Origin of the sequence: Vibrio sp. Isolate24 (genome assembly GCF_022398215.1) — a bacterium.
Classification (GTDB): Bacteria; Pseudomonadota; Gammaproteobacteria; order Enterobacterales; family Vibrionaceae; genus Vibrio; species Vibrio coralliilyticus_A.
The window spans coordinates 1-25,686 of record NZ_JAKEUU010000014.1 but is presented as its reverse complement, the minus strand read 5'-3'; the positions used below and the strand labels follow the sequence as shown (position 1 = coordinate 25,686).

At 46.3% G+C, this 25,686-nt stretch carries 18 protein-coding genes, 1 tRNA gene, 1 rRNA gene and 1 pseudogene; 10 read left to right on the top strand and 11 right to left on the bottom strand.

All coding sequences use genetic code 11. The features are described from left to right. Window positions 1-22: 22 nt before the first annotated feature. The 4 genes from gspF to gspC are packed head-to-tail and all read right to left on the bottom strand — an operon-like array spanning window position 23 to window position 5,669. A complete protein-coding gene (gene gspF, locus L1D23_RS21835; RefSeq protein WP_239871754.1) occupies window positions 23-1,246 on the bottom strand; it encodes a type II secretion system inner membrane protein GspF in 1,224 nt (407 codons plus the stop codon). After that, window positions 1,246-2,730: a type II secretion system ATPase GspE gene (gspE, locus tag L1D23_RS21830; protein ID WP_239871751.1), complete on the bottom strand. Its 1,485-nt coding sequence runs from the start codon at window positions 2,728-2,730 to the stop codon at window positions 1,246-1,248. Before gspE ends, gspF begins: the two co-directional genes overlap by 1 nt. After that, window positions 2,730-4,760 carry a type II secretion system secretin GspD gene (gspD, locus tag L1D23_RS21825; protein WP_239871745.1) on the bottom strand — a complete coding sequence of 677 codons (2,031 nt, stop codon included), beginning with the start codon at window positions 4,758-4,760 and terminating at the stop codon, window positions 2,730-2,732. The genes gspE and gspD overlap by 1 nt, the downstream gene beginning before the upstream one ends. Before the next feature lie 39 nt (window positions 4,761-4,799). Then, on the bottom strand, window positions 4,800-5,669 hold the full coding sequence (gspC, locus tag L1D23_RS21820) for a type II secretion system protein GspC (RefSeq protein ID WP_239871742.1): 870 nt from the start codon (window positions 5,667-5,669) through the stop codon (window positions 4,800-4,802). 253 nt (window positions 5,670-5,922) lie between these two features. On the opposite strand from gspC, the gene hslR reads away from it, so the two are divergent. From hslR to L1D23_RS21800, 4 genes are all read left to right on the top strand, one after another. Beyond that, on the top strand, window positions 5,923-6,309 hold the full coding sequence (hslR, locus tag L1D23_RS21815; protein ID WP_239871739.1) for a ribosome-associated heat shock protein Hsp15: 387 nt from the start codon (window positions 5,923-5,925) through the stop codon (window positions 6,307-6,309). Window positions 6,310-6,363: 54 nt separating this feature from the next. Continuing rightward, window positions 6,364-7,239: an Hsp33 family molecular chaperone HslO gene (gene hslO, locus L1D23_RS21810; protein ID WP_239871737.1), complete on the top strand. Its 876-nt coding sequence runs from the start codon at window positions 6,364-6,366 to the stop codon at window positions 7,237-7,239. A 339-nt stretch (window positions 7,240-7,578) separates the two neighbouring features. After that, window positions 7,579-9,210, top strand: a complete 1,632-nt coding sequence (pckA, locus tag L1D23_RS21805) for a phosphoenolpyruvate carboxykinase (ATP) (RefSeq protein WP_239837873.1) — start codon at window positions 7,579-7,581, stop codon at window positions 9,208-9,210. A 111-nt stretch (window positions 9,211-9,321) separates the two neighbouring features. Next, on the top strand, window positions 9,322-11,280 hold the full coding sequence (locus tag L1D23_RS21800) for an AsmA family protein (RefSeq protein WP_239871734.1): 1,959 nt from the start codon (window positions 9,322-9,324) through the stop codon (window positions 11,278-11,280). On the opposite strand, the gene L1D23_RS21795 is transcribed toward L1D23_RS21800, so the two are convergent. Genes L1D23_RS21795 through L1D23_RS21785 form a run of 3 tightly spaced genes read right to left on the bottom strand, consistent with a single transcriptional unit; the run spans window position 11,232 to window position 13,551 of the window. Further along, window positions 11,232-12,173 carry a bifunctional GNAT family N-acetyltransferase/hotdog fold thioesterase gene (locus L1D23_RS21795; protein WP_239871731.1) on the bottom strand — a complete coding sequence of 314 codons (942 nt, stop codon included), beginning with the start codon at window positions 12,171-12,173 and terminating at the stop codon, window positions 11,232-11,234. The genes L1D23_RS21800 and L1D23_RS21795 overlap by 49 nt on opposite strands. A 57-nt stretch (window positions 12,174-12,230) precedes the next feature. After that, window positions 12,231-12,665, bottom strand: coding sequence for a D-aminoacyl-tRNA deacylase (dtd, locus tag L1D23_RS21790; RefSeq protein WP_239871728.1), 435 nt, complete (start codon window positions 12,663-12,665; stop codon window positions 12,231-12,233). Then, on the bottom strand, window positions 12,637-13,551 hold the full coding sequence (locus L1D23_RS21785) for a virulence factor BrkB family protein (RefSeq protein ID WP_239871725.1): 915 nt from the start codon (window positions 13,549-13,551) through the stop codon (window positions 12,637-12,639). The genes dtd and L1D23_RS21785 overlap by 29 nt, the downstream gene beginning before the upstream one ends. A gap of 62 nt (window positions 13,552-13,613) precedes the next feature. On the opposite strand from L1D23_RS21785, the gene L1D23_RS21780 reads away from it, so the two are divergent. Further along, window positions 13,614-14,255 (top strand): DUF2959 domain-containing protein, encoded by a 642-nt coding sequence (locus tag L1D23_RS21780; protein WP_239871723.1) that lies wholly within the window; start codon window positions 13,614-13,616, stop codon window positions 14,253-14,255. Window positions 14,256-14,286: 31 nt separating this feature from the next. On the opposite strand, the pseudogene L1D23_RS21775 reads toward L1D23_RS21780, so the two are convergent. Beyond that, window positions 14,287-14,816, bottom strand: a pseudogene (locus L1D23_RS21775) (AAA family ATPase). A 79-nt stretch (window positions 14,817-14,895) separates the two neighbouring features. Then, window positions 14,896-16,725, bottom strand: a complete 1,830-nt coding sequence (typA, locus tag L1D23_RS21770; RefSeq protein ID WP_006957230.1) for a translational GTPase TypA — start codon at window positions 16,723-16,725, stop codon at window positions 14,896-14,898. Between the two features lie 489 nt (window positions 16,726-17,214). Between typA and glnA the strand changes: the two genes are divergently transcribed. From glnA to add, 5 genes are all read left to right on the top strand, one after another. Beyond that, a complete protein-coding gene (gene glnA / locus L1D23_RS21765; protein WP_206375592.1) occupies window positions 17,215-18,624 on the top strand; it encodes a glutamate--ammonia ligase in 1,410 nt (469 codons plus the stop codon). A 279-nt stretch (window positions 18,625-18,903) separates the two neighbouring features. Beyond that, window positions 18,904-19,950 carry a nitrogen regulation protein NR(II) gene (glnL, locus tag L1D23_RS21760; protein ID WP_239871720.1) on the top strand — a complete coding sequence of 349 codons (1,047 nt, stop codon included), beginning with the start codon at window positions 18,904-18,906 and terminating at the stop codon, window positions 19,948-19,950. Window positions 19,951-19,988: 38 nt separating this feature from the next. Beyond that, the gene (gene glnG, locus L1D23_RS21755; RefSeq protein ID WP_239871717.1) at window positions 19,989-21,392 is read left to right on the top strand and encodes a nitrogen regulation protein NR(I); all 1,404 of its coding nucleotides are present in this window, start codon (window positions 19,989-19,991) and stop codon (window positions 21,390-21,392) included. A 155-nt stretch (window positions 21,393-21,547) separates the two neighbouring features. Beyond that, window positions 21,548-24,088, top strand: a complete 2,541-nt coding sequence (locus tag L1D23_RS21750) for an EAL domain-containing protein (protein ID WP_239871714.1) — start codon at window positions 21,548-21,550, stop codon at window positions 24,086-24,088. A 98-nt stretch (window positions 24,089-24,186) separates the two neighbouring features. Continuing rightward, on the top strand, window positions 24,187-25,191 hold the full coding sequence (gene add / locus L1D23_RS21745; RefSeq protein ID WP_239871712.1) for an adenosine deaminase: 1,005 nt from the start codon (window positions 24,187-24,189) through the stop codon (window positions 25,189-25,191). 190 nt (window positions 25,192-25,381) lie between these two features. Here add and L1D23_RS21740 read toward each other — a convergent pair. Beyond that, window positions 25,382-25,472, bottom strand: a tRNA-Ser gene (locus L1D23_RS21740). Window positions 25,473-25,542: 70 nt separating this feature from the next. After that, window positions 25,543-25,658: ribosomal RNA gene (gene rrf, locus L1D23_RS21735) — 5S ribosomal RNA — on the bottom strand. Window positions 25,659-25,686 lie beyond the last annotated feature (28 nt).

Below are 25,686 nucleotides of genomic sequence, written 5' to 3'. Positions count from 1 at the left end.
GATTAAACTGCTCTCAGTATGACTATCCACTCATTAAGTTGTTCATTTCTAAAATTGGCATCAGGGTCGCCATTACGATAAACAGTACTAAGCCAGCCATCAGTGCTATTAATGCTGGAGTGAAAATACCTAAGGCGATATTGACCGTTGATTCAAAGTTAGCATCTTGGTTATCAGCCGCGCGAGTCAGCATGCTTTCCAATTCACCACTTTGCTCACCACTGGCGATCATATGCAGCATCATCGGCGGGAAGAGTTTGGTTTGCTCAAGTGACTTACGCAGGCTTGCCCCTTCACGAACATTATCTGTCGCACTCAGCACCTGCTGTTTAACATAATGATTAGACATCACATCCACTGCCACTTTCATGCCATCTAAAATCGGAATCGCACTGGAAGTACAAATCGACAACGTGCGCGCAAAACGCGATGTATTGAGGCCGCGGGAGATTTTGCCAATCATAGGCATATGAACGATTTTTCGATCCCAGCTCAGACGCAAATTCGGTTTGCTAAGGGCAAACTTAAACAGATATACAACGGCAGTCAAAGCCACCAAAATCTGAATCCCCCAATTCTGAATGAATTCACTAGACGCGAGTAGAAATTGTGTCGATTGAGGCAATTCCTGCCCCATCTGCACAAACTGACCTACAATTTTCGGTACTACTGCCGCGAGCAAAAAGGCGACAATACCAATCGCAAACACCACCAACACAACAGGGTAAATCATTGCCTGCTGCAACTTGGAACGCATTTTCTGGCGATTTTCAGCGTAATCAGCTAGGCGCTCTAGCACCGCATCTAAGTGGCCCGATTTCTCACCAGCAGACACCATAGAACGGAACAAATCATCAAAGATGTGCGGAAAATCCGCCAGACTGTCCGACAAGGTGTAACCTTCGGTAACTTTAGAACGTACCGCCAATAACATAGTGCGAATACGCGGTTTCTCCGACTGCTCCGATACGGCTTTAAGGCACTCTTCCAAAGGCATGCCAGATTGCACCAAAGTCGCCAGCTGACGAGTGATCAATGCTAAATCAGGCGTACTGATACCGCGTTTGAACGTCAACCCTGCCTGTTCCGTTTGCTTTTTCGCTTTCTGGCGTGTTTCACTCACTTCAACGGGCATCAGCCCTTGTTCTTTGAGCCTAGCTCGGACCTGACGAGCGTTATCACCTTCAATTACCCCTTTCTGGGTTTTGCCTTTCTTATTGAGGGCTTTATATTCAAACGCAGCCATTAGCCTTCCTTAGTCACCCGAATCACTTCTTCGAGAGACGTAATACCCAGACGCACTTTGCTCAAACCATCTTCACGAATGCTTGGTGTGTACTCACGGATGGCTTTTTCTATCGCTTGCTCTCCCGCTTCGCTGTGAATTTTTTCCTGCACCTGCTCATCCACGACTAGGAGTTCATGAATACCGGTACGCCCACGGTAGCCTTTGTGGTTACAGTGTTCACAGCCGTTGGCTTTGTATAGTGTCAGCTCATCATCGCTCGACAGTTCAAACAACTTTTTGGTTTCATTATCCGCCTCGTAAGGCACTTTACAGTCTGGACACAGTGTTCGAACTAAGCGCTGTGCGAGCACGCCAAGCAATGAAGAAGAAATCAGGAATGGTTCAATCCCCATATCACGCAAGCGAGTAATCGCCCCCACTGCCGTATTAGTGTGCAAGGTCGACATTACTAGGTGACCGGTCAAAGAAGCTTGAACAGCAATCTGCGCTGTTTCTAGGTCACGGATCTCACCGACCATCACAACATCTGGATCCTGACGTAATATAGCGCGCAGGCCACGAGCAAAGGTCATGTCTACTTTGGGGTTGACCTGTGTCTGACCGATACCATCAATATCGAATTCAATCGGGTCTTCAACAGTCAGGATATTGCGTTCATTGCTGTTGAGCTCCTGAAGGCCAGCATACAAGGTGGTCGATTTACCTGAACCCGTAGGACCAGTGACCAAGATGATGCCGTGAGGACGCTCAATCATGCTACGGAAGTTTTCATGGTTAGCCGGCGTCATGCCTAGACTGTGTAAGTCCAGTCGAGTGGCGTTCTTGTCAAGCAAACGCATAACCACACGTTCACCATGAGAAGACGGCATGGTGGACACACGCACATCAACAGCTCGCCCGCCAATACGCAGTGAAATACGGCCATCTTGAGGCACTCGTTTTTCCGCAATATCCAGCTTGGCCATGACCTTAACACGAGAAACTAATAACGGTGCAAGCTTACGACTTGGTGATAGGACATCGCGCAACACACCATCCACTCGGAAGCGAATGGAAAGCGCTTTTTCGAAGGTCTCGATGTGAATATCCGACGCCCCTTCTTTGATCGCTTCACCGAGCATGGCATTGATCAGTTTGATGATTGGTGCATCGTCATCCGACTCGAGCAAGTCTTCATCCTGTGGGAGATCTTCCGCTAACGAGAAAAAGTCATCATTATCTGCGCCAAGATCTTCCATTAGCTGACGGGCTTCTGAGGAGTCACGCTGATAGGCTTCCGTCAGTTTGTAGTCAAAGTCATCTTTGGACACTTCACGCAACTCAAACTGTTCACCCACCACGCGCTTCACTTCAATCAAGGCTTCAAATGCCAATGGCGCAACATAGTAGAGAGTGAGTCCCTGTTCTGTTGGCTCAAGAACCAATTTGAAGCGATTAGCAAAGCTGAATGGTAAGCGACGAAATGTGGCTATTTCATCCATCACTGAGTTTCCATTTGGTCAAGGAAGGCTTGAATCTCTGCTGGGTGACTGATCTCTTCACCAAACTTAGGCAGTACCGGTGTTCGAGCATCTTCCATCAGCTTAAGGCCTTGATCTGCTTTGTAAAGCTGCTCAGCACGAATAAAGTTGTACTTACGCTGAGTAATACCGTCAGCCGTCATACCATCACGAATGATGGTTGGCTTGATGAAGACCATCAGATTAGATTTTTGCATTTGTGAACTGGTCGACTTAAACAAGCGGCCAAGATACGGGATATCACCAAGCAGCGGTACTTTAGACTCACTTTCTTGCGCACGCTCATCAATCAGGCCACCCAGAACAATCATTTGGCCATCTTCTACCATAACCGAGGTATTAAGCTGACGTTTAGCAAAACTGACATCCACCGCAGCATTACTGGTTGCAGGCAGCACGTTAGACACTTCTTGCTCAATGGTGAGCTGGACTGAGTTGCCTTCATTGATTTGAGGTACAACTTTCAGCTTAATACCGACTTCTTTACGATCCACCGTCTGGAATGGGTTATCGTTGTTCGAACCAGCGGCTGAACCCGTGATGACAGGTACCTCTTCACCGACAATGAAAGACGCTTCGCCATTGTCCATAACGGTAATGCTCGGAGAAGACAGAATGTTAGAGTTGGTGTCGCTTGATACTGCGCTGATCAGTGCGGTCCAATCTCCCATTACTACACTAAGTGCCGCACCGTTAACGCCAGAAAGCGCGGAAGCTAGCGTGGAATAATCACCAGGTTCAGTCACATCATACGGTACTCGATTACCGTTATTATCAGTGTAATACTCTGTACTTGTCTGATCTTCGGCTTCTTCGAGGCCAACCATCACTTGGCCAATGGGTGTGCCGGTATTACCGTACTGAATCATCGCACCAGTTTCGAGCGAGCCCCACTGGACACCTAAGTTAATACCGTCACCTTCTGTCATTTCAACAATCAGGGCTTCAATCAGCACCTGCGCACGGCGAATATCCAATTGAGAAATGACATCTTGCAGCGCATTCATAATATCTGGCGGCGCGGTCAGAACAAGCGCATTGGTGCCAGGGTGAGCTGAAATCATCACTTCGCCGCGCTGGGCACTGGAGGATTGCTTAGTGCCAGAGGACTTTTCGGCTTGAAGGTTATCCGACACCCCTTTGAGTACATCAACGAGGTCTTCTGCTTTAGCGTACTTGAGGTACACCACACGGTTGTTGCCTTTGGTCGCCATCTCGACATCCAGCTGCTTAATCAACTTACGCAACCGCTGGCGAACTTGAGGATCACCGGAGATAAGGATGGAGTTAGTACGGTCATCGGCCACCAGCTTTGGCTGAAGAAAGGCTGGTGTGCTTTTCGCGTCATTAGTCTTGTTCAACGCTTCAACAATTCGCACCATTTCGGCCGCTGAAGCATTGTCTAACTCAACCACTTCGATTTCTTTGTCACCGGCTTGGTCAACACGTTTGATGATGTCGGCTAATCGGTTAACGACCGCTGCACGGCCGGTAATCAAGATGATATTGGCAGGATCGTAGTGAACCACATTACCCGCCCCTGCATTATCATTCAATTGACGCAGCAAAGGGGACAATTCACGTACCGAAACATTACGAACCGCTACGACACGAGTGACCACTTCGTCACCTTGAACGGAACCATCACCGACAACAGGGATCGCTGATGTTTTGGCGTCTTTCGACTTGATGACTTTGATAACACCGTTATCCATTTCAACAACAGCGTAGCCATAGACTTCGAGCACATTTAAGAAAAAGCTGTAGTACTGCTCTTCTGATAACATATCGTAACTACGAACATCAATCTTGCCACGTACTGACGGGTCAACGATGATGGTTTTTTCCAGATTCCGACCAACAATGTTGATGAACTCTTGAATATCTGTGCCTTTAAAGCTCGCACTGTATTCATTCGCGAATACAACGGCAGGTGACGTCAACAAGCTTCCTGCTAAAAGCCAAGCGCTTTTTTTAAGCCAATGGTTCACTCTCTACTCCTCGGAATGATTCACGCATCTGCATCATTCTTATAATTCAATATAAATTTCATAAGGCTGGCCATCTCTCTCTACCGTTAAATTAAGTTCGGTAAGTTGAGACATATTTTTGAAGATCTCCCCCATCGCTGCAGGGTTACTGAGATCTTGGCCATTGATTTGTGTTGCTATATCCCCTGACTGTAAGCCAACCGATTCGAATAGTTCTTTCTCTTTACCTGGGGTTAAGCGATAACCAATAACTTCACCGTCTCTTTTTATTTGAGACATGCGAACATATTGGAAAATTTGTTTGGCATCTTTGCGAATAACAGAACGAATTTCTTCCAGCTTATCGGCGGAAACGTCTGCTTTTATTGATTTGGTCTTTGGTTGTGGCTGCGGATCTTTGGTGTATTTTAGCCCTTCTAACATGACTGTTTCATTGCGACCTGAGTTATCGACGATAATTCGGTCATACAACACCTGTACAACCGTCGCTCGAGTTCCTTCCAGTGCTTCACCAATACCATAAGTGGCCTGTTGACCTCTACTGGCAACTACTGCAAGGTTTTTATCCGGTTCGGTACTCGTCACAACACCAACCAAAATTACATTCAAGCGACTTTTGGGGGCTTCTGTCACCACTGGCTTTTTCACAACAGGGGCTTGTTGTGCTTGGTAACGGCCAAACAGGTGACTATTTTGCAGATCAGCAATGTTCAAACCTGAACCTTTACTCACACTGCCCGAAACCAATGTCGGCTGCCATGGCGTCACAGATTGCGATTCCATCGGTTTCCAGATCATCGCACCAGCCACCCAAGCACTCAGCCCTAACAATAACACTGTTGCCATTGAGCTCAGGCGGTCCTGATTTTTTATGAAACTGTCCTGTCGAATTACACCACGTATGTTCACTCACAATCCTTTTGATCACCAGCTGACGAAGCCATGCAAGGTACTGTTTACCAAGCAAAGTACTCTATAATTAGAGTTTTTATTTGAACCAAGCATTCTACCAAAATATGAAATAGGCTAAATAGCTAACGGCCTGATTAACATGTAAAGCGGCGGAATTTTACCACATACCTTGAAAAATGCGCGCTTCATCACCATTGTTACACCAATAATTTGGCACAAGATTCACCACAGTTAGAGGCGAGTATCCACTATGGGTTCCCAAACTGAAGCAGTTAGACTTGATAAATGGCTATGGGCAGCACGTTTTTACAAAACTCGCTCCATTGCTCGAAATATGGTCGACGGCGGCAAAGTTCACTATAATGGCCAGCGCAGCAAGCCGAGTAAAGCTGTAGAGCTTGGCGCAATGATTACGCTTCGTCAGGGGCATGAGGAAAAAACCGTCATCATTGAAAAGATTTCCGATCAGCGTCGTGGCGCACCGGAAGCTCAGACTCTTTATACAGAGACGGTAGACAGCCTTGCTAAACGTGAAGAAAATGCCTCCCGTCGCAAACTTCACGCCCATAACCCAAGCCCAGATCGTCGCCCTGACAAAAAGCAGCGTCGCGACATCATCAAATTCAAACATCAATAAGTATCAGCCCAAACTGGCCTGATATCAGTACCATACGTACGAGGAAATGCTTACATGGCAAACAATGTTTTAAATCGCTACCTTTTTGAAGACCTGTCTGTACGTGGCGAGTTGGTACAATTGGACGACGCTTACCAACGTATTATCTCCAGCAAGGAATACCCAGCCCCACTTCAGAAGCTACTGGGTGAGCTATTAGTATCTACAACCCTGCTGACTGCAACCTTAAAGTTCGAAGGCTCTATTACTATGCAGCTGCAAGGCGATGGCCCAGTTTCTCTGGCTGTCATTAATGGTGATAATGACCAGAAAGTTCGCGGTGTCGCGCGCTGGGAAGGTGATATAGCTGACGACGCTAGCATTCATGACATGATGGGCAAAGGTCACTTAGTCATCACTATCGATCCTAAGAAAGGTGAACGTTATCAAGGTATTGTTGGCCTAGATGGTGACAACTTATCTGAAATTCTTGAAAGCTACTTCGCCAACTCAGAGCAATTAAAGACTCGTATTTGGTTGCGCCTCGGTGAACACCAAGGTCAACAGCATGCTGCTGGCATGCTGATCCAAGTTATGCCAGATGGTACTGGAACGCCTGAAGATTTTGAACATCTAGAGCAACTGACAGATACCGTTAAAGACGAAGAGCTATTCACACTTGAAGCCAACGATCTGCTTTACCGTCTATACAACCAAGAGAAAGTTCGTCTGTTTGAACCACAGCCAGTGACATTCCACTGCGGCTGTTCACGCGAGCGCAGCGGTGCCGCGATCGTCACTATCGAGCGCTCAGAAATCAATGACATTTTGGCAGAGGTTGGCTCAATTTCTTTACATTGTGATTACTGCGGCACGAATTACACGTTTGATGAAGCTCAAGTTGCAGAGCTGTTCGATCAGACTGATTCGGGCAACAAAACGTTGCATTAATTTTTATAATTTAAGAAGCACGTAATTTACCAGTCAAAAGGCCAGCATATCGCTGGCCTTTTTGTGATCAAAGCCCCGTTAACATTAGACTTTAACGTAATAAAACAACCACTTAATTTTAGTCAATTAATAATCCTTCTTGCTCTAGCGCAATCCTTTGCGTGCACGATACACTATCTCGGCCAATATGTGATGAGTCGCTTAAAACCCCATAGAAATCATGGATAAATTTTGAGCTATATCCCTGTTTTCACAGAGACCCGTTGCTAGCATGGTGAGCAGATAACCATCAAAACATTATTACAAAATCCCTACAAAATATTCCTACAAGGAGCACCTATGACCGTTATGGAACATGCAAAGGCTGCAACAATTGATCTTACCAAACACGGGCTTCACAACGTAAAAGAGGTTGTCCGCAATCCAAGTTACGAAATGCTGTTCGAAGAAGAAACGCGCGCAGATCTGGAAGGCTACGAGAAAGGGGTAGTCACAGAGCTCGGTGCAGTCGCCGTGGACACGGGTATCTTTACTGGACGCTCACCAAAAGATAAGTACATCGTTAAAGACGCAACAACAGAAGAGCACATGTGGTGGACTTCTGATAAAGTCAAAAACGACAACAAACCCATCACTCAAGAAATCTGGAACGATCTCAAAGAACAAGTAACTAACCAACTCTCAGGTAAACGTGTCTTTGTGATTGACGGTTACTGCGGTGCCAACCCAGATACACGCCTCAGCATCCGAGTTATTACTGAAGTCGCTTGGCAAGCACACTTCGTTAAGAACATGTTCATTCGCCCAAGTGAGGAAGAGTTAGCAACATTCGAGCCTGACTTCGTCGTCATGAATGGCGCGAAGTGCACCAACCAGAAATGGCAAGAACACGGTCTGAACTCTGAAAACTTCACAGTTTTCAACCTGACTGAGCGCATGCAATTGATCGGTGGCACTTGGTACGGCGGTGAGATGAAGAAAGGTATGTTCGCTATGATGAACTACTTCCTCCCGCTCAAAGGCATTGCTTCTATGCACTGCAGCGCCAACAAGTGTAAAGAGAATGGTGATGTTGCAGTCTTCTTTGGCCTATCAGGGACAGGTAAAACCACACTCTCTACTGATCCTAAGCGCGAGCTGATCGGTGATGATGAGCACGGTTGGGATGACGATGGTATCTTCAACTTCGAAGGAGGGTGTTACGCCAAGACCATCAAGCTATCGAAAGAAGCCGAACCGGACATCTACAATGCAATTCGTCGTGATGCTTTGCTTGAAAACGTAACAGTACGCAGTGATGGCTCCATTGACTTCGATGACGGCTCAAAAACAGAAAACACGCGTGTGTCTTACCCCATCGAACATATTGAAAACATTGTTAAACCAGTATCGAAAGCCGGTCATGCAAATAAGGTGATTTTCTTATCTGCAGATGCGTTCGGCGTGCTACCTCCGGTATCAAAATTGACGCCAGAACAAACCAAGTATCACTTCCTATCGGGCTTTACTGCAAAACTAGCTGGTACAGAGCGTGGCATTACCGAACCCACTCCAACCTTCTCAGCGTGTTTCGGCGCGGCATTCTTGACCTTGCATCCAACCAAATACGCTGAGGTACTGGTGAAACGTATGGAAGCGGCAGGAGCAGAAGCTTACCTCGTCAATACCGGCTGGAACGGCAGTGGTAAACGTATCTCTATTCAAGATACCCGTGGCATCATTGATGCGATCTTAGATGGCTCGATTGAGAAAGCGGAAACGAAGCATATTCCTATCTTCAACTTGGAAGTTCCAACTGCGTTACATGACGTTGACCCAACAATCCTAGATCCTCGCGATACCTACACAGACCCGCTGCAGTGGGAAAGCAAAGCCAAGGATTTGGCACAGCGCTTTATCAACAACTTCGATAAGTACACCGATAACGCTGAAGGTAAGTCACTGGTTGCCGCTGGACCTCAGCTAGATTAGTGATATCGCCACCAATTGCTTAGCTAAGCCCCTCTTGGGAGGGGCTTTTTGTTGCCTGAAAAGAAAAAATGTTCCAAGCTAGCAACATTACTTAGAGGAAAGGTCGAGATTTTGAAGAAAGCATTGCTGCTAACTGCCATTGCAATTGTCAGCCTGATCAGCTTACCGCTACTGGCCCTGTTCGTTCTGCTCAACACTAGCTATGCGAGCCAAGTAGTCAACGGGATGCTACAAAATCTAACCCCCTATACCATCACTACTCAACGCGCATCCTACACACCTCCGTATCAACTGACATTAGAAGATGTTGAAATCGGTGCTGAATCAAACGCACTGCACATTCCTAAACTGACACTTTGGCTAAGCCCATCACTGTGGAAAAACAATAAAGCCAGCTTGGATTCAGTTTTGATTGAGGGGGCCACTGTCGACCTGACTGATTTCAATTCGCCCTTGCTACAATCGGTTAACTTAGAACAGCTGGCTCTACAACACGTCGATATCACCGCTCCCGGCTGGTCTGCCCGCGATGTCAACCTTCAAGTCACACAACCTCAATGGAGCAGTGCACAGCAATACTTACCCTATGGGGATGTTCAGCTTTCCGCCCAACAGCTTTATATTAAAGGAGAAGCTCTAGATAACCTGCTGATCGACGCTCAATATCAAGCCCAAGACAGCACCATCTATGGCGCCTCTTTCCAATGGCACGGCGCTGACATCTCAGGTCAAGCTGAACAATTTTCTCAAGGCTGGTCATTGATCAATGTCACCGTCAATAAGCTTGAAATGCCGTCAAGCACCTCAGCAGAAAAATTGCTCTCGCGCTTGAAATCTCTCAATCTACCGGTGTACCACATAAATAGCCTCGATCTTCTCAGCAGCAACATCCACTATGCTGGGTGGCAATTTAATCAGCTCGATGCATCCCTCGAAAATCTCTATCTCGACCGTCCGCTTTGGTTACAGGAGAATGGCTACATCTCCTTTGATGCTGAAAGTGCCGATTTCGAACAAATTCGCCTCATTTCGCCAACTGCAAGGTTAGGCTTGAGTGCTAACCAAATCGCCGTAGATGAGTTTGATGCCGATTTCAAACAAGGAAGAATCCAGTTCAACGGCAAGATCACACCAAACAAAGTAGCCTTGAATCAACTCAAGGTTTCCGGAGTAAAATGGCTAGAACAAACAGACCAGCTTCTCCGCACACTCTCCGATGTGTCGAAGCCACTTCACTCATTGAGTATCGCTGATCTCGACATCGAAAATGCACAACTGATACAAGTAGAACGCTCACCCTATTGGCAAGTGTCCGGTTTGAATATCGAAGGAGAGAATCTCACCTTGATTCATCAAAATCAGGTAGGATTGTACAACGGTCATCTAGAAGTCAGTGTTAACAACGCCAGCATTGAGCAACTGATGACGACACAAGCCTTACTCACCGCCACAGCACAGCAGGGAGACATTACTTTACAACGCGCGTTCGTGCCGTTGGATCAGGGCTATATTGAAGCAAGTGGACAATGGCAAAGGCAATCAGCCAGTGCACCTTGGCAGCTTTCATTGCATACCGATGGGTTTCAGGTCAATCAACCACTTCTACAAGCACAGCTGCCGTTTAAACTGGCGGGCTTGGCAGAAGTCGAATTGGAACTGAGTGGGCTCTCAGGTGACTACGCCATGCTGGCGCACAGCTTAACAGGTTCAATCAATGCTTATCTGCATGATGGTGCCTTGGAAGCAAAAACCGTAGATGGAGCAACCAATCACCTTCAGCTTTGGCCCCTTGATAAAGTGACAGTAGACGTTGATCGTGGTCGAATTAAAGTCTCTTCAGAGGGGGAAAGCGCAGAGCTTGCGGGACAAATTGATCTGATGAAACCTCAATTTGGCACACTCATTTTTACCAGTAAGCATCACTGCCAAAGATTGTGGTCCGATATATTCACTCGTACCAATATAATTAAGGATGTGTGTGGCGAGCAGGTCGAATCTACCTTACCCGCCAGCGAAGAAAATTATTCTTCTGAAGATGAAGACGCAGGCAAATCCAACATCGATTTATAATTCGGTAGCAGCATATAAGTGCCGATAAATTCCACTGCTTCCGTATCACCACTGTGAATAGTGACATGAATGACAATACGTGCCTTTCGGCCTGAGGCAAGGCGGTCTAAGTCGCCACTGATCCCATCCAAAGACGTTGAAGCAACCGGGTTTTGAGTCACTGGGTGACGATAACGGATCTGGCTATCAGCCAGCACAATATCACCACTCAAACCTCGCTCTTTCATCAGCAGCCATGTCATCCCCCACCCCGTCAATGTCGCAAGAGTAAACGCTGAGCCCGCAAACATCGTATTATGTGGGTTTAAGTTCGGATTGAGTTGAGAACAACACTCAAATTGATAGCCAGTATACTGATTGATCTTGATGCCCATCTTGTCGCTGATCGGGATCTGATGTTCCCAGCGCTCTTGCAGCTCAGTACACCATTCAGGCTTGCGCAGAACATTCGCCATTGGATCAAGTTTTTTCACCATCTGTTGGTGTCGTACTGGGCCACGTTCATCGGTCAGTTCACCTCGGCGCTCAAAGTCATTCTTTTCGTAGAACGAAATTGCGTCTTCACGTGCGTTACACACCAGACGTTTTGCCCCTTCTTGCCTCGCCAGTGACTCCAGAGCCACCAGTACCAACGACCCCATGCCTTTACTACGACGGTTGCCTTTGACCGCCATATAACGAATCTGCGCTTCGTTATCTGGCGTGATATAAAGTCGACCAATCGCCATAGGTCGACCACGACCATCGACAATCATACGATGGTGGCTCATAGGATCGTATTCATCACGCTCGGAGCCTAACGGCATCCGCCAAGGTTCGCGCAGCATCTGCCAGCGAAAATGATAATATTTGTTGAGTTGGTTTTCCGTTTTTGGCGTGATCAGCTTAAACATAAAAATCCTTTTTTAACGGTAACAATTGTACGTTACCCTTCTAGCCTATCTTTCTCATTATACCTGCAACCAGAAGGTCACCGGGCCATCATTGGTCAAAGATACTTTCATATCCGCCGCAAAACGCCCCCGTTCAGTTGGTAGAACCTGTGCGCATTGGTCAGCAAAATAGTGGTATAAACGCTCAGCGTCTTCGGGATGTGCACCGCGAGAAAAGCCCGCACGGGTACCTTTCTTCGTATCCGCAGGTAAAGTGAACTGAGACACCACCAGCACTTTACCATCAACCTGTTTCACGTTGAGGTTCATTTTCCCATCATCGTCACCAAATACTCGGTAAGTTGTTACACGCTCCATCAGACGCTTGGCTTTGGCTTCATCATCGTCCTTTTCTACACCAAGCAGGACAAGTAGACCTTGGTCGATTTCGCCAACCACTTCACCATCAACACGTACCGCGGCTTCACTCACTCTTTGTATCAGCGCTATCACTATCCACTCCTTGTTGCTGAGGTTGCATCGTTTGCGCAGAGTGTACCATTTCTTGGTCCTCACTCCACTGCTCTCGCTCACCTAACGCTGCCGTTACCTCAGCGCCAACCAATACAATCAGCCAGCACAAATACACCCACACAAACAAGATTGGAATGGCCGCTAGCGCGCCATAAATCAATTGATAAGAAGGAAATTGAGTGATGTACGCGGCAAAGCCTTTCTTACTCGCTTCAAACAATAGTGCTGCGACAATCGCCCCAACTACTGCATGAGACACATAGACCTTCTTGTTTGGCACTAAGAGATATAAGCCCATAAAAGCAAAAAAGGACAATAAGAAAGGCAGCCAACGCAGTAGCAAATCATAAGCGCCAGAAATGGCTTCGCTGTCAAGAATTTTAAGGGACGTCACATAAGACGTTGCAGCGATACTCGCACCGACCAAAATGGGACCAAGAGTCAGTACCATCCAATACATAGAAAAGGAGAACACCGCTCGGCGCTTACGTTGTACTCGCCAGATATAATTAAGATTTTTATCGATGTTAGAAATCAACATTAACGCTGCAATAAACAAAAACAAACCACCTACAGCGGTCATCTTTCCAGTGTTGGAAACAAACTCAAACAAAGCCAATTTAACTGCGTCCCCTGCTGCGGGAACAAAATGAGTAATAACAAAATCTTGAATCACGTCACCGGCATTGGCAAAGACAGAAAAAGAAGACAGTACTGACAGCAACACCGTCAACATAGGGACGATCGATAATAAGGTAATGTAAGCCAAATACCCCGCATTAACGTTTACTCTGTCATGTCCCATGCGAATGAACAGATAGCGCCCGAAATTTAGGCTCTGCTTACTCAGTTGTTCGATATTCAACTTGTATCTCCTTATCAACTACGCCATCCTAACATCATCATTTTAAAGGAAAGGACACGATCATGCCGTACTTACTGGTGCTGATGCTCTCCATTTTTGCCCTTTCGGGCTGCCAATCTGCCTATTACTCAGCTATGGAACAAGTAGGCTATCACAAACGCGATATCATGGTAGATCGTGTTGAAGATGCCAAGCAGTCACAACAAGAAGCCCAGCAAGAATTCACCAGCGCACTAGAAGCACTGTCAACACTGACCAACTTCAACGGTGGTGAACTAGAAGCCGTCTACAATAAAATCAACGCTAAATACCAAGACAGCGAGCAAGCCGCGCAAGAAGTGAGTGATCGCATTGCCGCAATTGAGGACGTATCAGGCGCACTCTTTACAGAATGGCAAAGCGAACTGGATCTCTATACCAGCGACAAACTTCGTCGCACCAGTGAGCAGAAACTGAAAGAAACACAGCGTTCATACAAGGCGATGTTAAGTGCAATGAAGCGTGCAGAAGATAAAATGACGCCAGTGCTCAATACATTGCGTGACAATACGCTTTACTTGAAGCACAACCTTAATGCGAGTGCGATTGGGTCTTTGCAAGGCGAATTCGCAAGTTTAGAACAAGATATCCAGTACGCGATCAACGACATGAATGCAGCGATCGCAGAATCAGACAAGTTCCTGAAAAAGCTCAATCAAAAGTAGCCCTTTCACACCTCCTCCAAGTGAGGAGGTATTAGTTTGTCACCTCAGTCACTAAACCAGTGACCTGACGAATAAAGGCTACCCGTTCTTTTACGGTTCCCCATGGCACTTCTATCACTTGATAACCCAGCTCAGAATAGGTTTTAACTAGCATGTCGTAAATGTCGATGGCCTCTTCAAAGCTATGAGGACGCACATCATCTTGAACGTAAATCGAGGCTTCAGGTCGACAACTCAACACCTGACTATGGTACCCAGCACTTTGAGCTAGAAACTCTTGCTCCACTTTACAGCCACCCACTTTAAGATAGGCAACAATATCAGCAATAGCCCGATCCATAAAAGCGACTTGCGATTGCTGAGCGGTGAGTTTTTGCTCCACCATCAGATCTAAGCATAAACGGGCAAACTCAGGTAGATCAGTCCAAGGCAATACCCCTTCTGGTTGTTGGCTCTGCTGCTCAATCAACGTACGTGATTGGCATAACCATATTCAGCTAACGCTTCAATTAAGGTCGTTTTACCCGCCCCCGGACCACCAGTAACGATAATGGGTTTCATTTTTACTGCTCTGTAATAACAAAAAGCCCTAAGTTGTATCAACTCAGGGCTTTAAAGCTTAAAGAACGACTAAGTGAAATTACTTAGCGTTACGCGCTTCACGCTTACGATCACTTTCCGTTAGGAACTTCTTACGGATACGGATACTTTCAGGAGTTACTTCTACTAGCTCGTCATCATCGATGAACTCAAGTGCTTGCTCAAGCGTCATGATGATTGGCGGAGTAAGGACCTGCGCATCATCAGTACCAGAAGCACGAACGTTGGTTAGCTGCTTACCTTTCAGTACGTTTACTGTTAGGTCATTGTCACGGCTGTGAATACCAACAACCATGCCTTCGTATACTTCTACACCGTGACCGATGAACATACGGCCACGCTCTTGTAGGTTGAATAGTGCGTTGGTTAGCGCTTTACCCATACCGTTAGAGATTAATACGCCGTTGATACGTTGACCGATCTCGCCGCCTTTGTGTGGACCGTAGTGATCGAATGTGTGGTAAAGAAGACCAGAACCCGATGTTAGCGTCATGAATTCAGTTTGGAAACCAATCAGACCACGAGAAGGCATGATGAAGTCCATACGTACACGACCTTTGCCATCTGGAGACATGTCAGTCAGCTCACCTTTACGTAGGCCGATGTTCTCCATGATGCCGCCTTGGTGCTCTTCCATCACATCGATAGTTACCGTTTCGTACGGTTCCATTAACTGACCATCTTCTTCTTTGATGATAACTTCAGGACGAGAAACCGCTAGCTCGAAACCTTCACGGCGCATGTTTTCGATCAGGATAGATAGGTGGAGTTCACCACGGCCTGATACGCGGAATTTGTCTGGATCATCGAGTTGCTCAACGCGCAGTGCTACGTTGTGTACTAGCTCTTTTTCTAGACGCTCAAGGATGTTACGTGACGTTACGAATTTACCTTCTTTACCAGCAAACGGAGACGTGTTTACTTGGAACGTCATGGTTACCGTTGGCTCATCAACAGAAAGTGCTGGTAACGCTTCAACTTGGTTTTGTGCACAGATAGTATCGGAAATTTTCAGCTCACCAAGACCTGTGATTGCAACGATGTCACCTGCGTTAGCTTGGTCAACTTCGTGACGTTCAAGACCTAGGTAACCCATTACAGTGCCGACTTTACCGTTACGAGTCTTACCGTCCGCACCGATAACAGTAACCTGTTGGTTAGGCTTAACGCTACCACGAGTGACACGAGCAACACCGATAACACCAACATAAGAGCTGTAATCTAGCTGAGAAACTTGCATCTGTAGTGGACCGTCTAGGTCAACTTGCGGTGCTGTCACTTCTTCAACGATGGTTTCGAATAGCGGTTCCATATCTTCGCCAGTTTCGCCTTCTTCTAGAGAAGCCCAACCGTTAAGCGCTGATGCGTAAACCACTTTGAAGTCTAGCTGTTCGTCAGTGGCACCTAGGTTATCGAATAGGTCGAATACTTGATCCATAACCCAATCAGGACGAGCGCCAGGACGGTCAATCTTGTTGATAACAACAATTGGCTTAAGACCGTGAGCAAATGCTTTCTGTGTTACGAAGCGAGTCTGAGGCATAGGGCCATCAACAGCGTCAACAATCAGCAGCACTGAGTCTACCATTGACATAATACGCTCAACTTCACCACCGAAGTCCGCGTGTCCCGGAGTATCTACGATGTTGATGCGGTAGTCATTCCAGTTAATTGCTGTGTTTTTAGCAAGAATGGTAATGCCGCGCTCTTTTTCGATGTCGTTCGAGTCCATGACTCGCTCTTCAGCTTCACCGCGAGACTCTAAAGTGCCTGATTGCTGTAGCAGTTTATCAACCAGTGTTGTTTTACCGTGGTCAACGTGCGCGATGATCGCGATATTTCTCAATTTATCAATCTGTGGAGTAGCCATGGATTTGATTCACTCGATAGTAGAAGCTCGCTTCAAACATAGTCGATGAATGAAGCGAGCTTACTTGATTAAAAAAACGGCCATAATGTACCAGATTTTAGCGAAAAACCCAGAAATATGTGATCTGATACGCTGGTTTTCTGATGAATGTGCTTTGATCGAACTCAATATCGCTCTGAATATACGAAATTATGCGTTGACATAGATGACGAATAGCGGCTGAATGGAATACGCTTTTGTTACATATTGGTGCAACACATGCACGTTGCACCACAAAGGTGCATTCTTAGTTCATTTTGGTGCAGAACTTTGCACCAATCTGACACTTAAACAATTAATTGCTTGAAATTAATGGAATAATTTTTTTGGCACGGTTTTGGCTTTATTTAAATCAGCATCGATTAATACGATTGAAATGAAATTAATCAATGCTGGATTTGTTAAACCAATCGAGCTAACCCGCTTTAATAACACTGGAGGTTATCCAAGATGTCAGTTGAAAACGTTCTATCGCTGATCCAAGAAAACGAAGTTAAGTTTGTTGACCTACGCTTTACCGACACAAAAGGTAAAGAGCAACATATCTCTATCCCTGCTCACCAAATCGATGCAGACTTCTTCGAAGAAGGTAAGATGTTCGATGGTTCTTCAGTTGCTGGCTGGAAAGGCATCAACGAGTCAGATATGGTTATGATGCCAGATGCATCCTCTGCTGTACTCGACCCATTTACTGAAGATGCAACTCTAAACATCCGCTGTGACATCCTTGAGCCTGCAACGATGCAAGGTTACGATCGTGACCCACGCTCTATCGCTAAACGCGCTGAAGATTACATGCGCTCTACAGGCGTGGCTGATACCGTACTTATCGGTCCTGAGCCAGAGTTCTTCCTATTCGACGACGTGAAGTTCGCGACTGATATGTCAGGTTCTTTCTTTAAGATAGACGACGTGGAAGCAGCATGGAACACAGGTTCTGATTACGAAGAAGGCAACAAAGGTCACCGCCCTGGCGTGAAAGGTGGTTACTTCCCAGTAGCTCCTGTCGATTCATCTCAAGACATCCGTTCTGCTATGTGTCTAATCATGGAAGAAATGGGTCTAGTTGTAGAAGCGCACCACCACGAAGTAGCGACTGCAGGTCAGAACGAAATCGCGACTCGTTTCAACACACTGACTTCAAAAGCAGACGAAATCCAAATCTACAAGTACGTGGTTCATAACGTTGCTCACGCATTTGGTAAGACAGCGACCTTCATGCCGAAACCACTAGTTGGTGACAACGGCTCTGGTATGCACGTGCACCAATCTCTAGCGAAAGACGGTGTTAACCTGTTCGCGGGTGACAAGTACGGCGGTCTATCTGAAACGGCACTTTACTACATTGGCGGTATCATCAAACACGCTCGTGCAATCAACGCATTCGCAAACGCGTCGACTAACTCATACAAGCGTCTTGTTCCTGGTTTCGAAGCGCCTGTAATGCTAGCTTACTCCGCTCGTAACCGTAGTGCTTCTATTCGTATCCCTGTTGTACCAAGCCCGAAAGCACGTCGCATCGAAGTTCGCTTCGGTGATCCATCTGCTAACCCATACCTATGTTTTGCAGCAATGCTAATGGCTGGTCTTGACGGTATTAAGAACAAAATCCACCCAGGTGAAGCAATGGATAAAGACTTATACGATCTACCGGCAGAAGAAGCAGCAGAAATCCCAACAGTGGCTTACTCACTGAAAGATGCACTAGATTCACTAGATGCAGACCGTGAGTTCCTAACAGCTGGCGGCGTATTCTCTGACGACTTTATCGATTCTTACATCGGCCTTAAGTCTCAGGACGTAGAGCAAGTAAACATGACAACTCACCCACTTGAGTTTGAACTTTACTACTCTGTGTAATCGCTCCGTCGATTAACTCCTTCCTTAGAAAGGCTCACCGATAACGTGAGCCTTTTTTATATCTAACCCACTAACAAAAATCTTTTTATTCAATATCTTATGCTCGGCAAGCTTATTGCATTATTCAGTTCATGACGGTGCAATCAGCAATGATGGTGCTTAAAAGCGATGATATATGGACTTTTTACTTCTTCTGCATGAGTTATTGCGCCATACTTGGAATGTATCCGCACCAAAATGGTGCATTGCACATTTTAAGGTCAAGGATGAGGGACGACAGTGAGCAGCGAACTCGATAACATCATACTCAATCATCAGGTCACATCTGTACTGATCATGAATGAATCACTGCAAGTCCGTTATGCTAATCCAGCTGCGGAGCAGTTGTTTTCACAAAGTGCCAAACGCATCGTTGACCAGCCGTTGTCCAAGCTCATCCAGCACGCTTCTATGGACTTAGCACTACTGTCTCAGCCGCTACAAAGCGGCCAAAGCATTACCGACAGTGACGTCACCTTTGTGGTAGATGGTAAGCCGCTTATGCTCGAAGTAACGGTCAGCCCGATCTCTTGGCAAAAAGAACTCATGCTGTTGGTCGAAATGCGCAAGATTGGTCAACAACGACGTTTATCGCAAGAATTGAATCAACACGCACAACAGCAAGCAGCCAAACTACTGGTGCGTGGGCTCGCTCATGAAATAAAAAACCCGCTAGGTGGCTTGCGCGGCGCGGCGCAGTTACTCGAACGCATGCTGCCAGATCAATCCCTGACGGAATACACCCAAATCATCATCGAACAGGCGGACCGATTACGTTCCTTAGTCGATCGCCTGCTTGGTCCACAAAAGCCGGGCAAAAAACAACAAGAAAATCTCCACCTGATATTGGAGAAAGTACGTCAACTAGTCGAGTTAGAAGTCGATCAGTCCGTCACCATCGAGCGTGACTACGACCCTAGTTTGCCGGAATTCTTAATGGATTCGGATCAGATTGAGCAAGCGCTTTTAAATATTGTCAGTAATGCTGGGCAAATTCTGCAGAAGCAGAACAATGGCAATATCATCATTCGCACCAGAACAGTGCATCAAACCAATATTCATGGTCAGCGCTGCAAGCTGGCTGCGCGGGTAGAGATCATCGACAACGGGCCGGGCATCCCCGCAGAATTACAAGACACCCTTTTCTATCCAATGGTCAGTGGAAGAGAAGGCGGTACAGGACTGGGCTTATCAATCGCTCAGAACCTAATAGACCAGCATCAAGGCAAAATTGATGTCGAAAGCTGGCCAGGCAGAACCACATTCACCATATATCTGCCTATTTAAATTTACGTAAGTTGCATTGCTGAAAGGATAAGTTCGTTATGAGTAAAGGATACGTTTGGGTGGTCGATGATGATAGCTCCATCCGTTGGGTCATGGAGAAAACCCTTTCGTCAGCAAATATTAAGTGCGATACATTTTCCGACGCTGAAAGTGTCTTACTGGCACTGGAACGTGAAACGCCCGATGTGCTGGTCTCCGACATTCGTATGCCGGGTATCGATGGCATCGAACTACTAAGACAAGTACATGACCGTTCACCCGAATTACCGGTGATCATCATGACTGCACACTCCGATTTAGATGCCGCCGTCAATGCCTATCAAAAAGGCGCCTTTGAATACCTGCCAAAGCCCTTTGATGTCGATGAAACGCTCACACTAGTAGAACGTGCTATTGCGCACAGTCAGGAGCAAAAGCGCGACCAAGCGAGTTCAGATTCCAATGATTACAATACACCAGAAATCATTGGTGAAGCCCCTGCGATGCAGGAAGTCTTTCGTGCGATAGGTCGGTTATCTCGTTCATCCATTTCAGTCCTAATTAACGGTGAATCAGGAACGGGTAAAGAATTGGTCGCTCATGCACTACACCGACACAGCCCGAGGGCCAGCAAGCCATTTATTGCGCTTAACATGGCGGCAATACCCAAGGACCTGATTGAGTCTGAATTGTTTGGGCATGAAAAAGGGGCATTTACGGGAGCCAATAGCATCCGACAAGGGCGCTTTGAACAAGCGAACGGGGGCACATTGTTCCTTGATGAAATTGGTGACATGCCACTCGACATTCAAACTCGATTACTACGGGTACTTGCTGATGGCCAGTTTTATCGCGTTGGTGGTCACTCTCCGATCAAAGTGGATGTCCGAATTGTCGCTGCGACTCACCAAAACCTAGAGAGATTAGTGCATCAAGGCGATTTCCGTGAAGATCTATTTCATCGCCTAAACGTTATACGTATTCAAATTCCAGCATTGCGTGAGCGCAAACAAGACATTGAAAAACTCACTCTACATTTTCTTGCCTTGGCCGCAGAGGAGCTAGGGGTGGATGTCAAAACGCTTCACCCTTCTGCAATTGAAGCGCTCAATAGGCTTAACTGGCCAGGCAATGTCAGGCAGTTGGAGAACATCTGTCGCTGGCTCACTGTGATGGCAAGCGGGAGTGAAATCCTCCCAGCTGATCTCCCAGCTGAATTATTGGAAGAGAAATCCAACGCTCACTTCGATACAGATGTGAGCTGGCAGCAGCAGCTTTCTAGCTGGGCAAGACAGTCTCTCTCTCAAGGGGATACCGAATTGCTGACCTACGCACTTCCTGAATTTGAACGTATACTTTTGGAAGCAGCCTTAGAGCATACCAACGGCCACAAGCAAGATGCAGCCAAAGTTCTCGGTTGGGGAAGAAACACGTTAACCCGAAAACTAAAAGAGCTTTATTAATACCTAGCTCAATTAATGTATTCCATAAAGCCTGTCGCATTGTACAATTGGTAAGCATTTTAGGGCTTTATGGGTCAGCACCAGTGCACTATGGCTGTTTGCTTGCGGACTCAAACCTGCTATACGGATTTTAGTTTCAAGTATTTAAGGACAGCATGTCGTCAACTACGCAAATCACATTAAGAACCGCAGTCGTTCTCCCTTTTGTAATGATTTTTCTCTTTACAATTGGCGTTATCGTCACTGTGCAAAAGCGCAGTTATGAAGAAATGGTCTTGGACATCAGTGACAAGCAACTGACTGCGCTCACCGATAACGTTACTCTAGAGCTAGATAACTTTTTGAGTCGACCATTTCAGGCCAGTTTATCCCTCAGTCACAACATAGGCTTCAACCAATTGTACGAGAAAGGGAACACCTCTGTAATTGAGAAATTTCTTCTCACTAGCTTCCATGACTTGTATCGTTCAATCCCTCAACTTGATGTGATTGGCTTCGGTGGCGAAGGCGCTGAATACATTGGTTTTCGCAAAGAAGCCAACCAAAATTACACCTTGATGATTCAAGATGATCGCACAGAACAAAAATTGGTTATATACCGAGGACAAGTTGTCAGTGACGATATTCGTTCAGTCTTTGAAGGCTATGATCCTCGCATTCGCCCTTGGTATGCGCCAGTTGCAAAAAGCCGCGTCCCTATGTGGTCGTCAATTTATGCTAATGCCGATGAACGTCAAGAGATTACCCTGTCAGCCTTAACTCCGGTATTTCAGCAACAACGTTTTCAGGGGGTCGTGGTTGCCGATATCAAAATTGGCACTTTCAACACGTTCCTAAAGAAACAACAAGAAAAAACCAGCGCAGCAATTTATCTATTTGATCAAGAACGCAGGCTCGTTGCTCACTCAACTGGGGGAAATGTGGTCTCTTGGGGAACGCCATTAAGTGATAAAGGCCAACGTCTACTCGCAACAGAAAGCTCAAATCCCATCGTCAAAAAAAGTGCAGAACATGCATTTAATCACCAATTCCATTCCTCGCCAAAAACCAATCGCTTCAGCTTGGATGTTAATGGAAAACGCTATTTCAATCACATCACGCCCTATACCGATGAATTCGGCCTCAAGTGGTACATCGGCGTCGCTATATCTGAATCCGATCTACTTGGTCAATTGCCCGAAAGTCAAAGAGACAGTTGGATCATTGGTGTCATTGCCAGCTTTATCGGCATCGTGATTGGCCTAGTCGCTTTTAATCGCATAGTGACCCCAATTACTTCTACAGCCGCTGCGGCCAAGCATTTGGCTAAAGGTGACTGGGATAGCACCATGCCAAAACCGGGGTATATCTATGAAACCAACATGTTAGTGTTCGCCTTTAACGAAATGGCCAACAACCTCAAAGCGTCTTTTCGTGCCCTTCGCTCTCAATTGTTATTTGATTCACTGACTAAACTCTATAGCCGAGAAGGCTTTATCGATACCTGTGATGGATTGCCAAAAATGAATGGCTGCTTACTGCTTATTGGGATCAACAAATTTCGTGATATTAACGATAGCTTAGGTCATTACAAGGGAGATCAGCTACTCGTTATTATCGCAGAAAGACTTAAAGCCCTGTTTGATGAAGACTGCTACATGGCCAGAATTGGTGGGGATGAGTTTGCAATCTACTTCACTGACCATCTCAATAGTGAGCAAATCACATTTGCTACACATAGAATTCAACAAATGTTTGCCGCACCTTTCGTCATGGAACAGGAAAGTGTGGTGGTCAGTGTAGCGATCGGTGTTGTAACCGAGAGCGAACACAACAGTATGACGCTATGGCTGCGCAACGGTAGTATAGCCTTAAGTACCGCCAAGCAAGACCTTAATCAGGTCAGTCACTACAAGCCTGAAATGGCCGATATTTCGCGCAAACGCACGCTGATGCAAGCCAAAATTAAGGATGCTCTAGAACATAACGAGTTTGTGCCATTTTATCAGCCAATCGTCAATCTCAACACGGGCGAGGTAATTGGCGCGGAAGCACTGGCTCGCTGGCTATCTCCTACCTCTGGCTTGATATCCCCTCTGGATTTCATTCCTATTGCAGAAGAGAGTGGCTTAATTGGCTTAATTGGTGAGCAAATACTTACTCAGGCCTGTGAAGATACCGTGAAAGGTATGGAAGAAGGCAAATGGGATAAGAATTTTCACCTCCATGTCAACTTATCAGTGAAACAGCTCTCTAACCCCGATTTAGGGGAATCACTGCGTTCAATACTTACGTCATCAGGTTTAAATGCCGACAACTTGACGTTGGAAATCACAGAGTCGCGTATTGTGGATAATGATCCGGTGATTATTCATAACATGCAATCTATACGTGACCTTGGTATTCACATTGCTATCGACGACTTTGGTACCGGATACAGCTCATTGGCATATCTACACAAGCTGCCCTTTGATTGCCTCAAAATCGATCGCACTTTCGTCCAGAAAATGGAAAAAGAGCACCTCGACACTTCCATTGTCGCTGCCATCATCAATATGACTCAAGGAATGAAAGTTGATCTTGTCGCTGAAGGCATCGAAACCGCAGAGCAGGCACAAATGCTCGTCTCTCTTAACTGCCCACAAGGTCAAGGATTCTTATTTAGCCACCCGGTACCGTTCGAAGAGTGGCCAACAGATCTAGTGAACATGAAATAAATATCAGCACTATTAGTCGGTTTTACACGCAATGCTTACTGACACTTCTGGCATTGATTCTTATACTTAGTGCAATTCAGACAACTGGAATTACAATAATGATAACCAAGAACTTACCACTTACAGACTTGCACCGTCACCTTGACGGAAATATCCGCACCAAGACAATCTTAGAGCTTGGTCAACAGTTTGGCGTCGCACTTCCAGCGTATGATGTCGAATCACTCACTCCGCATGTACAGATAGTTGAAGCAGAACCATCTTTGGTAGCCTTCCTTTCAAAGCTCGATTGGGGAGTGGCAGTTCTTGGTGACCTGGATGCCTGTCGCCGCGTTGCTTACGAAAACGTTGAAGACGCACTGAATGCACAGATCGATTATGCGGAGCTACGCTTCTCTCCATATTACATGGCAATGAAACACAAATTGCCTGTTGCAGGCGTGGTCGAAGCGGTTGTCGATGGCGTGGAAGCTGGTATACGTGATTTTGGTATCAAAGCAAACCTGATTGGCATCATGAGCCGTACCTTTGGTACTGACGCTTGTCAGCAAGAATTAGATGCGATTCTGACTCAAAGAGATAAAATCGTTGCTGTTGACTTAGCTGGAGATGAATTGGGTCAGCCTGGCGATCGCTTTGTTAAACACTTCACTCAAGTAAAGGATGCGGGTCTGAATGTGACAGTTCATGCTGGCGAAGCTGCTGGTGCCGAAAGCATGTGGCAAGCAATTCAAGAGCTGGGAGCCACTCGTATTGGTCATGGAGTCAAAGCTATTCACGACCCTAAGCTAATGGATTACCTAGCAGAAAACCGCATTGGTATTGAGTCATGCCTAACCTCTAACTTCCAGACAAGTACGGTAGAGTCACTAGCCAACCACCCTATTAAACAATTCCTGGATCACGGCGTGCTAGCCTGTCTAAATACTGATGATCCAGCGGTAGAAGGCATTGAGCTACCATACGAATACGAAGTAGCAGCGCCTCAAGCCGGCCTATCACAAGATGAAATTCGTCAGGCACAGTTCAACGGATTAGAGCTGGCATTCATCTCAGATGCAGAGAAGAAAGAACTTAAGGATAAAGTCGCCAACCGCGCTTAATCTTTTTACTCGCTTTTATTTAGCCGACATTTAATGTCGGCTTTTTTGTATCTTCAGAAGCAAGATATAGAGGCAGTATTTGCGCCTCCAGAGGCTACTCTTTGTTGAGAAACAGTATGTATCAGGATAATGTATTTTTAATTCTCGGAATGCAAAAAGCCCGTTGCGCTAGCAACGGGCTTCTTAATAGTGGCGGAGAGATAGGGATTTGAACCCTAGATACGCTATTAACGTATGCCGGTTTTCAAGACCGGTGCTTTCAACCACTCAGCCATCTCTCCACAAATTGTCATCGTCAGATTAGTACACTGACGATGTTGTTACCCGTTTAAACGAATAACGATATTTAAAGCCTGGCGATGTCCTACTCTCACATGGGGAAGCCCCACACTACCATCGGCGCTATTGCGTTTCACTTCTGAGTTCGGCATGGAATCAGGTGGGTCCACAACGCTATGGTCGCCAAGCAAATTCTTAATTCGGAAAGCTGTTATT

Coding starts and splice junctions, on each gene's coding strand:
- L1D23_RS21780 (WP_239871723.1), top strand. CDS start 13,614: ATGCCGTACTTACTGGTGCTGATGCTCTCCATTTTTGCCCTTTCGGGC.
- L1D23_RS21795 (WP_239871731.1), bottom strand. CDS start 12,173: ATGTTTAAGCTGATCACGCCAAAAACGGAAAACCAACTCAACAAATAT.
- glnG (WP_239871717.1), top strand. CDS start 19,989: ATGAGTAAAGGATACGTTTGGGTGGTCGATGATGATAGCTCCATCCGT.
- gspF (WP_239871754.1), bottom strand. CDS start 1,246: ATGGCTGCGTTTGAATATAAAGCCCTCAATAAGAAAGGCAAAACCCAG.
- hslO (WP_239871737.1), top strand. CDS start 6,364: ATGGCAAACAATGTTTTAAATCGCTACCTTTTTGAAGACCTGTCTGTA.
- hslR (WP_239871739.1), top strand. CDS start 5,923: ATGGGTTCCCAAACTGAAGCAGTTAGACTTGATAAATGGCTATGGGCA.
- glnA (WP_206375592.1), top strand. CDS start 17,215: ATGTCAGTTGAAAACGTTCTATCGCTGATCCAAGAAAACGAAGTTAAG.
- add (WP_239871712.1), top strand. CDS start 24,187: ATGATAACCAAGAACTTACCACTTACAGACTTGCACCGTCACCTTGAC.
- typA (WP_006957230.1), bottom strand. CDS start 16,725: ATGGCTACTCCACAGATTGATAAATTGAGAAATATCGCGATCATCGCG.
- pckA (WP_239837873.1), top strand. CDS start 7,579: ATGACCGTTATGGAACATGCAAAGGCTGCAACAATTGATCTTACCAAA.
- L1D23_RS21750 (WP_239871714.1), top strand. CDS start 21,548: ATGTCGTCAACTACGCAAATCACATTAAGAACCGCAGTCGTTCTCCCT.
- gspE (WP_239871751.1), bottom strand. CDS start 2,730: ATGGATGAAATAGCCACATTTCGTCGCTTACCATTCAGCTTTGCTAAT.